The organism is Afipia sp. GW822-FHT04G07 (genome assembly GCF_058800765.1).
Genome location: NZ_JBXAMP010000001.1, coordinates 502,491 through 515,353 on the forward strand (window position 1 = coordinate 502,491; position 12,863 = coordinate 515,353).

Annotated in this window: 11 protein-coding genes; 3 read left to right on the forward strand and 8 right to left on the reverse strand. The window is 61.5% G+C overall.

The genetic code is table 11. From position 1 onward, the window contains the following. Positions 1 to 10 precede the first annotated feature (10 nt). From glpX to AC1RKJ_RS02455, 4 genes are all read right to left on the reverse strand, one after another. Positions 11 to 1,009, reverse strand: coding sequence for a class II fructose-bisphosphatase (gene glpX / locus AC1RKJ_RS02440; RefSeq protein WP_492789311.1), 999 nt, complete (start codon positions 1,007 to 1,009; stop codon positions 11 to 13). Between the two features lie 53 nt (positions 1,010 to 1,062). After that, entirely contained in the window at positions 1,063 to 2,385 is a 1,323-nt protein-coding gene (locus AC1RKJ_RS02445) for a homoserine dehydrogenase (protein ID WP_492789312.1), read from the reverse strand. A gap of 21 nt (positions 2,386 to 2,406) precedes the next feature. Beyond that, positions 2,407 to 3,624, reverse strand: coding sequence for an LL-diaminopimelate aminotransferase (locus AC1RKJ_RS02450; protein ID WP_492789313.1), 1,218 nt, complete (start codon positions 3,622 to 3,624; stop codon positions 2,407 to 2,409). 264 nt (positions 3,625 to 3,888) lie between these two features. Then, a complete protein-coding gene (locus AC1RKJ_RS02455) occupies positions 3,889 to 4,137 on the reverse strand; it encodes a hypothetical protein (RefSeq protein ID WP_492789314.1) in 249 nt (82 codons plus the stop codon). 335 nt (positions 4,138 to 4,472) lie between these two features. Between AC1RKJ_RS02455 and AC1RKJ_RS02460 the strand changes: the two genes are divergently transcribed. Next, entirely contained in the window at positions 4,473 to 6,287 is a 1,815-nt protein-coding gene (locus AC1RKJ_RS02460; protein ID WP_492789315.1) for a PHA/PHB synthase family protein, read from the forward strand. Positions 6,288 to 6,482: 195 nt separating this feature from the next. Then, positions 6,483 to 6,881 carry an MAPEG family protein gene (locus tag AC1RKJ_RS02465; RefSeq protein WP_492789316.1) on the forward strand — a complete coding sequence of 133 codons (399 nt, stop codon included), beginning with the start codon at positions 6,483 to 6,485 and terminating at the stop codon, positions 6,879 to 6,881. Positions 6,882 to 6,954: 73 nt separating this feature from the next. On the opposite strand, the gene argC is transcribed toward AC1RKJ_RS02465, so the two are convergent. From argC to AC1RKJ_RS02485, 4 genes are all read right to left on the reverse strand, one after another. Continuing rightward, positions 6,955 to 8,013 (reverse strand): N-acetyl-gamma-glutamyl-phosphate reductase, encoded by a 1,059-nt coding sequence (argC, locus tag AC1RKJ_RS02470; protein ID WP_492789317.1) that lies wholly within the window; start codon positions 8,011 to 8,013, stop codon positions 6,955 to 6,957. Next, the gene (locus tag AC1RKJ_RS02475) at positions 8,010 to 8,696 is read right to left on the reverse strand and encodes an FMN-binding negative transcriptional regulator (protein ID WP_492789318.1); all 687 of its coding nucleotides are present in this window, start codon (positions 8,694 to 8,696) and stop codon (positions 8,010 to 8,012) included. Before AC1RKJ_RS02475 ends, argC begins: the two co-directional genes overlap by 4 nt. Positions 8,697 to 8,923: 227 nt before the next feature. Continuing rightward, positions 8,924 to 9,913: an MBL fold metallo-hydrolase gene (locus AC1RKJ_RS02480; protein WP_492789319.1), complete on the reverse strand. Its 990-nt coding sequence runs from the start codon at positions 9,911 to 9,913 to the stop codon at positions 8,924 to 8,926. 170 nt (positions 9,914 to 10,083) lie between these two features. Next, positions 10,084 to 10,602, reverse strand: coding sequence for a DedA family protein (locus AC1RKJ_RS02485; protein ID WP_492789320.1), 519 nt, complete (start codon positions 10,600 to 10,602; stop codon positions 10,084 to 10,086). A 174-nt stretch (positions 10,603 to 10,776) separates the two neighbouring features. Between AC1RKJ_RS02485 and parE the strand changes: the two genes are divergently transcribed. Then, positions 10,777 to 12,825, forward strand: a complete 2,049-nt coding sequence (gene parE, locus AC1RKJ_RS02490; RefSeq protein ID WP_492789321.1) for a DNA topoisomerase IV subunit B — start codon at positions 10,777 to 10,779, stop codon at positions 12,823 to 12,825. The last annotated feature ends 38 nt before the right edge of the window (positions 12,826 to 12,863 follow it).

Here is a 12,863-nt window from a genome sequence, read left to right on the forward strand (position 1 = left end):
TAATCCCTGATCAATCGAGGTGGAATTTCTCGAACTGGCGATGCTCGCCCTTGATGTAGCGAACCGTACCGGTGACGGACCGCATCACAACGGTCTCCGTCTCGATGACATTCTTGCGGAACTTGACGCCGGACAGCAGCGAACCGTCGGTCACGCCGGTTGCCGCGAACAGGCAGTCGCCCTTGGCCAGATCCTCAATGCCATAAATCATGTTCGGGTCCTTGATACCCATCTTCAGCGCGCGTTCACGCCGCTCGTCGGTGTCGAGGATCAGGCGGCACTGCATTTGTCCGCCGATACAACGGAGCGCCGCGGCTGCGAGAACGCCTTCCGGCGCGCCGCCGGTGCCGATGTAGATATCGACACCGGTGTTTTCCGGGTCGGCGGTGTGGATAATGCCCGCGACGTCGCCGTCGGTGATGAGGCGCACCGCAGCGCCCGTGCTGCGAATGGCGTTGATGATGTCGGCATGACGCGGACGGTCGAGCACAAGCGCCGTAATCGCCGACGGATGAACGTCCTTGGCGCGCGCGAGACGGCGAATGTTGTCCGCAGGCGGCGCATCGATGTCGATCACGTTTTTAGCGTAGCCCGGACCGATCGCAATTTTCTGCATGTAGGAGTCAGGCGCGTTCAGAAGCGTGCCGCCTTCCGCCATCGCCATGGTCGCAATTGCGCCAGGCATGTTCTTCGCGCACAGCGTCGTGCCCTCGAGCGGATCGACAGCGATGTCGACTTCGGGGCCGCCCTCAGCACCGACCTTTTCGCCGATGAAGAGCATCGGCGCTTCGTCGCGCTCGCCCTCGCCGATCACCACCGTGCCCTGAATTGGAATCTTGTTGAGTTCGCGCCGCATGGCGTCCACCGCGGCCTGGTCGGCGGCCTTCTCGTTGCCATGGCCGCGCAGACGCGCGGCGGAGACTGCGGCACGCTCGGTCACGCGAACGATTTCGAGGGTGAGAATGCGTTCCAGCAACAGCTGTGGCGGAACGGAAATCGTAACGGACATAGGCTAACTCCCAAACAACGAGCATATCAGTGGACCCGGTCGACCGGACCCTATCAGTTCTTTTCAATCCGGATGACCTGCGGACGGCCGGTTATCACCCGATCTTGCTGGACGGCCTGCAAAGCGCGGCGCACGGCATCCTCACTGGTCGCGTAAGTGATGAGAATGACCGGCACCGGGGCCGCCTTGCCACGGGCATTCAACACATCAACCGCGCCATCAGGATGACGCTGCACGATCGATTCAATGGAAATCTTCTGCTCGGCGAGCCGCGTCGCGATGGTCGCGGCGGTGCCGGCGAGGTCCCGCGCCATCAGGCGAATGTAGTATCCGCCCTCATGGCGCTTCATCGGCGCCTTGGTGGTTGTCTTGAGTTTCGCAATCGGCCGCCCGAACGGCAGCGCGCGGATGCCGCGCGCAACGTCCGCGATGTCGGCAAGCACCGCCGATGCCGTGGCCGCGCCGCCCGCGCCGGGACCGACCAGCGTGATCGGCGGAATGCCCTCACCGTCAATGGTGACCGCGTTGGTGACATCCATCACCTGCGCGATGGAGGATGAACGCGGCACCATGGTCGGATGCACGCGCTGCTCGATGCCGGATTCGGTTTTCACCGCAACGCCGAGCAGCTTGACGCGATAGCCAAGCTCTTCGGCGGCACGCAGATCTTCCGGCGCAATCGATGAAATGCCTTCGACGTAGACCGCGCTCTGGTTCACCTTGGTGCCGAACGCAAGGCTTGCGAGGATAGCGAGCTTCTGCGCGGTGTCGTGCCCATCAACGTCGAACGATGGATTGGCCTCGGCATAGCCGAGCCGCTGCGCATCCTTCAGACACTCGTCGAACGACAATCCCTCGCGCTCCATGCGCGTGAGGATGTAATTGCAGGTGCCGTTCAGAATACCATAGACGCGATTGATGCTGGTGCCTGCGAGGCCCTCACGCAACGTCTTGATGACAGGAATGGCGGCGCCGACCGCGGCCTCATAGTTCAGCGCCCCGCCATGCTTTTCGGCCAACATGCCAAGCCGCGAACCATGCTTGGCGATCAGCGCCTTGTTTGCCGTGACCACCGATTTGCCGTTCTTGAGGGCGGCTTCGATGGCCGACAAAGCGGGCTCGCCCGAACCACCCATCAATTCGACAAAGCAATCGATCTTCGGATCGTTGGCCAGCGCCAGCGGATTCTTCGCCCACTCGAGGCCGCGCAGATCAAGGCCGCGCTTTTTAACCTTCGAGCGCGCGGACACGGCAACAACGCGCACGCCGCGGCCGCACCGTGCGGACAAGACCCTGCCCTGACTTTCGATCAGGCGGACCACCTCGGCACCCACGGTGCCGAGACCCGCAATACCCACTTTGAGTGGTGCGACCATAATGCTGAAACCTGCGGAAAATTATCGCCGGGTGGCGAGCGGAACCACGTTGTGCAACGATTCAACGCCACTTTCAAGGAAGCGCCGGATATTGCGGGCTGCCTGGCGAATTCGCTGCTCGTTTTCCACCATCGCGATGCGGACATAGCCTTCGCCATGCTCGCCGAAGGCGACACCGGGCGACACGACGACGCCGGACTTCTCAACCATCAGCGTGGCGAACTGCATGCTGCCGACGTCGCGGAACTTCTCCGGCAGCGGCGCCCAGGCAAACATCGAAGCCGCCGGCGGCGGAATGTCCCAGCCGGCACGGCCAAACGATTCCACCAGTGCATCGCGGCGCTTGCGGTAGGTGTCGCGCACCTCCTTGATGCAATCCTGCGGGCCGTTCAGCGCCGCAGTCGCGGCGACCTGCACCGGTGTGAAAGCGCCGTAGTCGAGATAGGACTTCACGCGCGTCAGCGCCGCGATGATGCGCTCATTGCCGACGGCAAATCCCATGCGCCAGCCGGCCATCGAAAACGTCTTCGACATCGAGGTGAATTCCACGGTGACATCGATCGCGCCCGGCACCTGAAGCACCGACGGCGGCGGCACGCCGTCGAAATACAGTTCGGCGTAGGCCAAATCCGACAGGATGAAGATTTCATGCTTCTTCGCGAACGCGACCAGATCCCGGTAGAAATCGAGCGACGCGACATAAGCCGTCGGATTGGACGGATAGCATGCAATCATCGCAATCGGCTTGGGGATCGAGTGAATGATCGCCTTCTCGAGCGCGCTGAAAAGCTCCGGCGTCGGCTCGGCGGGCACCGAACGCACGACGCCTCCCGCCATCAGAAAGCCAAAGGCATGAATCGGATAACTCGGGTTCGGCACCAGCACGACATCGCCGGGCGACGTGATCGCCTGCGCGACGTTGGCGAAGCCTTCCTTCGAGCCGAGCGTGGCGACGATCTGGGTTTCCGGATTGAGCTTCACGCCGAAGCGGCGCTCATAATAGGCAGCCTGTGCCCGCCTCAGACCCACGATGCCTTTGGATGCCGAGTACCGGTCGGTCCGCGGCTTGCCGAGGGTTTCCTTGAGCTTTTCGATAACATGCGGCGGCGTCGGAAGGTCCGGATTGCCCATGCCCAGGTCGATGATGTCGGCCCCGGCGTTCCGCGCGGCCGCCTTGGCCCGATTGACTTGCTCGAACACGTAAGGCGGCAGACGGCGGATACGGTAAAACTCTTCCATGGGTCGGGCTCCGGGAACCGGTGAAACCGGCAATTAAACAGCAGGATCAGTAACGCGTTTTGCACCGAAGTGGAATTCGGTACGGCGAGAAGGTACGGAATTTCAGCATATTAAGCGGATTCGGGCGCAATGCGGCGTCGCCTGCGCAAGAATTCGCATTTTAGCGATTGAATCGTGGTCTTTTTAGCACCAACCGGCAGTTGCGGCGAAGCGCAAATCTCAGTGGGCTGGCGCGCAAAAACAGGGCGAAGTTCGGATTTAGGACTAGTTGCTGCGGCGCTGGGCCGCCTGGGCTCCGGAGGCCTGACGGTCGCGGGCGGCCAGCAAATCCTTCTCCAGCTTGTCCTGCTGCGTCGGATCGAGCGTGGTTTCCTGACGCGGCGCCGGCAGGTCGTGCACGGGAAGATAAGCGCCGGGGGTCGCGGGCCTCGCCGGCGTGTTGGCGGGAAGTCCGACGAGCGGCAAATCGGCCAGCGGCATCGAGCAACCTCCGACCGTGAGGCCAAGCATCATCAGGCCAACCAAGCCCAGTGACCGCCGATCCAAACCCGGGCTGCTACGCACGTAAATACTCACGTCCCCTCACTACGCAGACCGGCACGATTCCTGCTCAGTCAATTCCTGCTCAATCAATGTGCGGCGATCTGAACTTACGATCAGCCGGATGCGTTAACGCGGTCAGACCGTCACAAAACAGACAGTGTTCATGAGGCCCTAATGTGACCGAAGTATTAATTATGCCGCAACGCAGCACATGCAAATCAGCACCGTCATCCGAACTATGCCATGATGATCATGCGAAGTGCCGGACTACACGGTCGCGCGGAAGCGAAGGTTAGTATTGAGCGATGAGTGACGTTTTGCCGAACACCAATCCCGCAGAAACCGGACCTGCGAAAGGTTTCGACCCTGAAGTCTTTTCCGCGAACCTCGCACGCACGCTCGAGTCCAGCGGCCGCGCCCTCTCCGCCTATCTCAAGCCGCGCCAGAATGGCGATACCGCTGAACAGCCCGGCGAGTTCACCGAGGTGATCAAGACGCTGACGTCGGTGACCAACTACTGGCTGTCCGACCAGCAGCGCGCCGCCGAAGTCCAAACGAAGATCGGCAAGTCCTATCTTGAATTGCTCAACAGCGCAGCGAAGCGTCTGTCGGGTGAAGCCTCGGCGCCAGTCGCCGAGCCCGCGCCCCGCGACAAGCGCTTTCAGGACGCGGAGTGGAAGAGCAATCAGTTTTTCGATTTCGTGATGCAGGCCTACCTTCTGACCACGCAACTGGCGAACGATCTCGTCAAGAACGCCGAAGGCCTCGACGCGCATACCCGCAAGAAGGCGGAGTTCTACGTCCAGCAGGTCACGAACGCGATTTCTCCATCCAATTTCGTGCTGACCAATCCGGAGGTGCTGCGGCAGACGCTGTCGAGCAACGGCGACAACCTTGTGCGGGGCATGAAGATGCTCGCGGAAGACATCGAGGCCGGACACGGCACGCTCAAGATCCGCCAGTCCGCGGGCGATCTCGAAATCGGCCGCGATGTAGCGCTGACGCCGGGCAAGGTGATCTTCCAGAATGAGGTGATGCAGCTCATTCAATACACGCCGACGACCGAAACCGTTCTGCGCACGCCGCTGCTGATCGTGCCGCCGTGGATCAACAAGTTCTACATCCTCGACCTCAACCGGCAGAAGTCGTTCGTGCAGTGGTGCGTCAATCAGGGCATCACGGTGTTCCTGATCTCATGGGTCAATCCCGACAAGTCACTCGGAAACAAGACGTTCGACGACTACATGCGCGAGGGTCCGCTGGCGGCGATGGACGTCATCGAAAAAGCCACCGGCGAAATGCGCGTTCACACCATGGGCTATTGCGTCGGCGGCACACTGCTGGCGACGACGCTGGCATGGCTCGCCGAGAAGCGGCGCGTCCGCGTCACGTCCGCAACGTTCCTTGCGGCGCAGGTCGATTTCACCCATGCAGGCGACCTGCTGGTGTTCGTCGACGAGGGTCAGGTCTCAAATCTCGAACGCGAGATGAAACAGGCGGGCGTGCTCGAAGGCACCAAGATGGCCATGGCCTTCAACATGCTGCGCTCCAACGACCTGATCTGGTCGTATGTGGTCAGCAACTATCTGAAGGGCAAAGAACCGGCAGCGTTCGATCTGCTGCACTGGAATTCGGACGCCACCCGGATGCCGGCGGCGAACCATTCCTATTACCTGCGCAATTGCTACCTCGAAAACCGGCTGTCGGCCGGGACCATGGTGATCGACAACACCCAACTCGATCTCTCGAAGGTAAAGGTGCCGGTCTATAATCTCGCAACCCGCGAAGACCACATCGCCCCGGCGGAATCCGTTCTTTACGGCTCGCAGTTCTTCGGCGGCCCCGTGAAGTATGTGCTCGCGGGATCAGGTCATATCGCCGGCGTGGTCAATCCACCGGAACTCGGGAAATATCAGTACTGGACCAACGATCGCATTCAGGGCGTCAGCCTCGCGGACTGGTTCAAGGACGCGCAGGAGACCAAGGGATCGTGGTGGCCGGACTGGCGGTCCTGGCTGGAAACCGTGGATGCCGAGCAGGTTCCGGCGCGCGTGCCGGGGACCGGGGGGCTGGACGTGCTGGAAGACGCTCCCGGGAGCTACGTTCGGGTCCGCGCGTAAGGCACATCGAAGGCCGCTGCGGCCTTCGGGACATCCCTTCACAGAAAACAATGGCCGCCACATTGGCCTTGCATCGGCAATCGTCTATGACTTCGCAGGAGTTCGTGCAGCCGACTCGGCGCGCTGAACGGCGAAGCGGTAGAAGCATTTCACCCGCGTCCCGGCGGGCCTTGCGAGATTGGAAGGAAAACGTCGATGACACGTGAACTGTTCTGGCTGACGCTGACCGTTATCTTCACCGGCCTGCTCTGGGTGCCTTACGTTCTCAATCGCTGTCAGGTCCGCGGCCTCGGCGGCGCGATGGCAAACCCGTCGCGGAACGACAAGCCGCAGGCCGAATGGGCCAACCGCCTGATGTTCGCTCACGACAACGCGGTCGAAAACCTGGTGATCTTCGCGCCGCTGGTTCTGATCCTCAACGCCGTCGATTATTCGTCGAAATGGACAGTGCTCGCTTGCGCTGTTTACTTCTGGTCGCGTGTTGCGCATCTGATCGTCTATACGATCGGCGTTCCAGTCCTGCGCACCCTCGCTTTCACCGTCGGGTTCATCGCGCAGGCAGTTCTGGCGCTGGCGATTTTCAAGATTCTCTGATCGCGCGGACAAAGACCAAACGCAAAGGGACGGCTCACGCCGTCCCTTTTTTCGTGTCGGTCCGTTTTTACGTTTACGGAAACATAGGCGGCTGATCGATGCCCATCGTCTCGGTCAGGCCCAGCACCAGATTCATGTTCTGCACGGCCTGCCCCGACGCGCCCTTGGTGAGGTTGTCGAGGGTCGAGACGATAATCGCCCGTCCTGCGATACGATCGGCGGCCACGCCGATGAACGTCATGTTCGAGCCGCGCACATGCCGCGACTGCGGCACCTTGCCGAACGGCAGGACGTGAACGAACGGCTCCTTCTCGTACTGCTTCACCAGGATGTCATGTAGGTCCTGCGCGATCTTGCCCCGCCGTCCCCGCACATAGATGGTCGAGAAGATGCCCCGGTTCATCGGCACGAGATGCGGCGTGAACGAGACGACGACTTCCTTGCCCGCGGCCTTGGAGAACTCCTGATCGAGTTCGGCCATGTGCCGGTGCTGCCCAACGCCATAGGCATTGAAGCCTTCGGACACTTCGGAGAACAGCATCTCTTCCTTCGCCGAGCGTCCCGCGCCCGTCATGCCGGATTTGGCATCGATCACGATTTCGTCCGGCTCGATGGCCTTGGCCTTGAGCAGCGGGATCAGCGGCAGTTGCGCGCACGTCGTGTAGCAGCCGGGATTGGCCACCAGCCGCGCCTTCTTGATGTCGCGCCGATAGATCTCAGCGAGCCCGTAGACGGCTTCCTTTTGCAATTCGAGCGCGTGATGCTCGTGGCCGTACCATTTCGCGTAAGCGGCCGGATCTTCCAGCCGGAAGTCCGCCGACAGATCGACGATCCTGATGCCCGGCGCCTTGGCCAGCACATCCTTCAGCACCTTCTGCGTTGTGGCGTGCGGCAGCGCGCAGAACACCAGATCGAGTCCCGCCTTCGCCCAGTCGACCTCGTCGATGGTCACGAGGCGCGGCAGATCGTAAGGCGCGAACTGCGGAAACACGTCGCCCATCATCTGCCCGGCGCGCCGGTCGGCGGTCAGCAGCGCAATCTCCACGCGGGGATGGCGCAGCAGCAGCCGGACAAGCTCCGCCCCGGTGTAACCGGAGGCCCCGAGAATGCCGATTTTCTTCTTCGTGCTCATGGCGCGGTCCCTTCGTGCGCGGTACTCAAAACATCATTGCCTTCGATGGCTGCAAAGGCCTGCGGGCGCATGGCGCGCATCGCAGCCGACAGGATGCCCGCGCCCGCCGATGTCTGTAAGGCCAAAGCGCGGGTCACCGCAACATGGTCCGCATCCGATTTATGCTGGTTCAGCTTGAAGCTGCCCTCAACCTCTTCGACGGTCATGACCAGCCCCACGATGCCCTTCATCATCGCCTCGAACCGGCCGGGCGACATCTTGTCCGCCGTCCAGGGCTTTTTCAGCGCAAGGTCGTTCTCGAACCGGGCGCTGACCTGATTGAGATGATCGGGCAGTTGCTGTCCTGTCATGATCTTCACAGCACCCGTCATATGCACCGACCGGTAGAGCCATGTCGGCACCTGATCGGGCGACACATACCAGTCTGGCGACACATAGGCGTCCGCCTCGTTCACCGCGAACAGCCAGGGCGTCACGCCGTCGGCGCGCGCGATCAGCGGATTATGGCGTGCCAGATGAAAACACAGCAGCGGCGTGCCGTCACTTCCATACTCGATATGAAAGGGCACGGGGGACGCGAACGGCTTGTCCCCATCGTGGGCGCAGGCGAGTCCAAACCCGCGCGCGGCAGCGAACGCGAGGCAAGTAGCGCGGTCAACTCGAAAGGCGGGTGGAACATACATTGCAAACTCCTGCTTCTGCGAGGAGCCGCCCGAGATCAAACCGCGTGGTGTGGGAAACAAGGTGTGCCGCGGGTTGTCTCCGGCGGCACGGGGGTGATTTTCAAACGCAATCAGCCGCCCATACCGCGAAAATGCGGCGGCGGCGGGCAGCGGTGATGGTGGCGCTCAAAATCATGGGCGCGGATATAGGTCCGCGCCCAGTTCCCGTCAAGTCGTGATCCGTCAACTCAGATCGAAGGATTCCACTGCGCCGGAATCCAGCGATAGCCGGTGCCGTCCTTCTCGAGGTTGGCGAGGCCCGGGAACGGATAGTGGAAGCCTTGCACCCGCATCTTGTCCGCCGAGATCATGTCGAACACCTTGCGGCGCGTCGTCTCTGCCTGCACCGGATCCTGGTCGTACATCAGGTGCCAGCCCGGATTACGCACAAACAGATCGGGATTGTTGGTCACGTCGGATTGAATGAAGACCTTGTCGTCGCCAGACGACAGGACATACGACGTGTGACCCGGCGTATGACCGATGGATTCCACAGCCAGCAATCCCGGCGCGACATCCTTGCCCCACTCGTAAGGCGTAACCTTCTTCTTCAGCGCAGTTTCAAAGACGCGGCGGTTGTTCTTGAAAAGGCCGGTCATCCGGTCACCCGACGCACGGCTCATCTCGCCGTCATCCATCCAGAATTTCCACTCGGTCGCCGGCACCAGAACCTCGGCGTTCGGGAAAGCGAGTTGATTGTCGGCGGTCAGCAGGCCGTTCACATGGTCGCTATGGAAATGCGAGATCACGACCATATCGACAGTTTTGGGGTCGATGCCCGCAGCCGCCATGTTGGATGCGAACTGGCCGACCACGCCCTTGCTCGACGCGAAGGCGCCCGGTCCGTTGCCAGTATCGATCACCACCAGCTTGCCGCCGGTGTTGATGACCAGCGGCGCAAAATTGATGGTGACCTTGTCGCGCGGACGGAAAGCTTTCTCCAGCGCCGCATTGACCTCCTCCTTCTTCGCATTGAGGACGAAGGTGTCGCCGAGCGGAAATGTATTTGCACCATCGGAAACCACGGTGACTTCCGCGTCGCCGATCTTGTAGCGATAGAAGCTGGCATTCTGCTTGCCGGCAACGGGCGCGGCGGCCTTTGCGGGAAGCGCAGGCAACAGCGGAGCAGCCGTAAGAGCGGCAGCGCCGGCCAGTGCGTGACGTCGTGTCAAATCCATTGCAGTTCTCCCGGGACGTGAGGTCCGCAATCCTGGACCTCGATTGTTGCGGCTGTTTGTCTACCGCTTTGTTGCAAATCACTCGCATCGTGCTGCGCATGACAGCGCGTCATGTTAACACCGTTGGAAGCGGCATAATTCCCGATCACAACAAGTTTGAAACGCGGCGGTCACATCAGCATTTTGACGCCCATGATTCCGGGCGCGAGAAGAGCCGCGGCCCAGAGGAAGGCCGAACTGAAATTCGCGATCTGGAATTGCAGGTAAGGCATTTCGACAATGCCTGCGACCAGCGGAACGGTGGCGCGCAACGGTCCGGAAAAACGGCCGATGAAAATGCCGACCACGCCCCATTTCCGCATGAAGGCTTCCGCGCGCGGAAGCATGTCCGGGAAGCTCGACATCGGCCACATATGGGCGATCCGGTCATGAAACTTGACGCCGATCCAGTAGGAGACCCAATCGCCGCAAGCGGCTCCCAGTCCACATGCGAACCAGATCGGCCAGAAATTGATGCCGCTGACACCGATCAGCGCGCCGATGGAAACCAGCGCGCCCCACGCCGGTATCACGAGCGAGAGGAAGGCCAGCGACTCGGCAAACGCCAAGGTGAAAACAACGGGCGCTGCCCATGTCTGATGGTCGCGCACGAACTCGGCGACCGTACGAGTCATTTCTTCAAACGTCATGCCATGTCCCGATACCGGCTCTTTTGATTTTAATGCCGGTTCCCCAAGGTCCGCATACCACGGCCCCGGCTGCCGTGCCTGCGAACCGCCTGCGTCACATTTACCGCCGCAACCGTGGCATAGTAACAGCCAACGATTCGCGCTCTGATCACGTTCTATCAAGATTTAAGGCCCATGCGTAAGCCATTGAAGAATAAAGATAAAGACTCCGATTTGTTCGCTTCGTCGGGGGCCAAGCCGCGCGCAGCGGCAAAATCCACCGCCCGGCCTGCGGGGGCGGAAGCCGGCTATACGGCGCGTGACATCGAGGTGCTTGAGGGTCTGGAGCCCGTGCGCCGCCGCCCCGGCATGTACATCGGCGGCACGGACGAGAAGGCGCTGCATCACCTGTTCGCCGAAGTCATCGACAACTCGATGGACGAAGCACTGGCCGGCCACGCGACTTTCATCGAGGTCCACCTCGGCGCGGACGGCTATCTGACGGTCGTGGACAATGGCCGCGGCATCCCGGTCGATCCGCATCCGAAATTTCCGAAGAAGTCCGCTCTCGAAATCATCATGTGCACGCTGCACGCCGGCGGAAAGTTCGACTCCAAGGTCTACGAGACCTCGGGCGGCTTGCATGGCGTCGGCGTCTCGGTGGTGAACGCCCTCTCCTCCCTGCTCGTGGTCGAGGTCGCGCGCAACCAGAAGCTCTACCGGATGACGTTCGAGCGCGGCAAGCCGAAGGGCAAGCTCGAAGAACTCGGCAAGATCAGCAACCGCCGCGGCACCAGCATTCGCTTCAAGCCGGACACTGAAATCTTCGGCGCGAAGGCGATATTCAAGCCGCAGCGCCTGTTCAAGATGGCACGCTCGAAGGCGTATCTGTTCGGCGGCGTCGAAATCCGCTGGCGCTGCGACAAGGAATTGCTCAAGGGCGTCGACGATGTCCCCGCAGAAGATACCTTCCACTTCCCGGACGGTCTGAAGGACTATCTCGGCGCGGCGATCCATGCCGACACGCTGGTGCATCCGGATATTTTCTCAGGCAGGTCGGGGCGCAACGGCGCTCATGGCGCCTGCGAATGGGCGGTGGCCTGGACTGCGGATGCCGACGGGTTTCTCTCGTCCTACACCAACACGGTGCCTACGCCGGACGGCGGCACCCATGAAGCAGGTTTCCGCAGCGCGCTGCTGCGCGGCCTCAAGGATTACGCCGAGCGCGTTGGACAGGGCAAGAAGGCGGGCTCGATCACGTCGGAGGACGTCATGGTCGGCGCAGCCGCCATGCTGTCCGTATTCGTGCGCGAACCGGAATTCCAGGGCCAGACCAAGGACCGTCTCGCCACCGCCGAAGCGCAGAAAATCGTCGAGCAGGCCATCAAGGACCCGTTCGATCACTGGCTGACCGGCAATCCGCTGCAAGCCAACAAGCTACTGGAATTCGTGGTCGAGCGTTCGGACGAACGGCTGCGCCGCCGCGCCGAAAAGGAAACGTCGCGCAAGACCGCCGTCAAGAAACTGCGGCTGCCGGGCAAGCTGGCCGACTGCACCAACAGTGCCACCGAGGGGTCGGAACTCTTTATCGTCGAAGGCGACTCCGCAGGCGGCAGCGCCAAGCAGGCGCGCGACCGCAAGACGCAGGCGATTTTGCCTCTGCGCGGAAAAATCCTCAACGTCGCTTCCGCCACCAAGGACAAGCTGACAGCCAACGCGCAGCTCTCCGACCTGATGCAGGCGATCGGAGCCGGAACGGGGGTAAACTATCGCGAAGAAGATCTGCGCTACTCGCGGATCATCATCATGACCGACGCGGACGTTGACGGCGCACACATCGCCTCGCTCCTCATCACGTTCTTCTACCGGCAGATGCCGCGATTAATCGACGAAGGGCATCTCTATCTCGCCGTGCCGCCGCTCTATCGCCTGACGCACGGCTCCAAGACGGTTTACGCGCGCGACGAAGCACATCGCGACGAGCTTCTGAAGAAGGAATTCCACGCCAACGCCAAGGTCGACATCGGCCGGTTCAAAGGTCTGGGCGAGATGATGCCGGCGCAGCTCAAGGAAACCACCATGGATCCGTCGAAGCGCACCATGCTGCGCGTCGTGCTGGCGACGGAAGATCGTGACGGCACCGCGGATTCCGTCGAGCGCCTGATGGGCACCAAGGCTGAGGCGCGCTTCGCTTTCATTTCCGAAAAGGCGGAATTCGCCAGCGAGGATATGCTGGACGTGTAACTACGCGACACGCCTGAAACCAATTCACGGCTGGCGCG

Excerpts from the sequence above, each read along its gene's own strand:
- glpX (WP_492789311.1), bottom strand. The coding sequence starts at position 1,009 with ATGTCCGTTACGATTTCCGTTCCGCCACAGCTGTTGCTGGAACGCATT.
- AC1RKJ_RS02445 (WP_492789312.1), bottom strand. The coding sequence starts at position 2,385 with ATGGTCGCACCACTCAAAGTGGGTATTGCGGGTCTCGGCACCGTGGGT.
- AC1RKJ_RS02450 (WP_492789313.1), bottom strand. The coding sequence starts at position 3,624 with ATGGAAGAGTTTTACCGTATCCGCCGTCTGCCGCCTTACGTGTTCGAG.
- AC1RKJ_RS02455 (WP_492789314.1), bottom strand. The coding sequence starts at position 4,137 with ATGATGCTTGGCCTCACGGTCGGAGGTTGCTCGATGCCGCTGGCCGAT.
- AC1RKJ_RS02460 (WP_492789315.1), top strand. The coding sequence starts at position 4,473 with ATGAGTGACGTTTTGCCGAACACCAATCCCGCAGAAACCGGACCTGCG.
- AC1RKJ_RS02465 (WP_492789316.1), top strand. The coding sequence starts at position 6,483 with ATGACACGTGAACTGTTCTGGCTGACGCTGACCGTTATCTTCACCGGC.
- argC (WP_492789317.1), bottom strand. The coding sequence starts at position 8,013 with ATGAGCACGAAGAAGAAAATCGGCATTCTCGGGGCCTCCGGTTACACC.
- AC1RKJ_RS02475 (WP_492789318.1), bottom strand. The coding sequence starts at position 8,696 with ATGTATGTTCCACCCGCCTTTCGAGTTGACCGCGCTACTTGCCTCGCG.
- AC1RKJ_RS02480 (WP_492789319.1), bottom strand. The coding sequence starts at position 9,913 with ATGGATTTGACACGACGTCACGCACTGGCCGGCGCTGCCGCTCTTACG.
- AC1RKJ_RS02485 (WP_492789320.1), bottom strand. The coding sequence starts at position 10,602 with ATGACGTTTGAAGAAATGACTCGTACGGTCGCCGAGTTCGTGCGCGAC.
- parE (WP_492789321.1), top strand. The coding sequence starts at position 10,777 with ATGCGTAAGCCATTGAAGAATAAAGATAAAGACTCCGATTTGTTCGCT.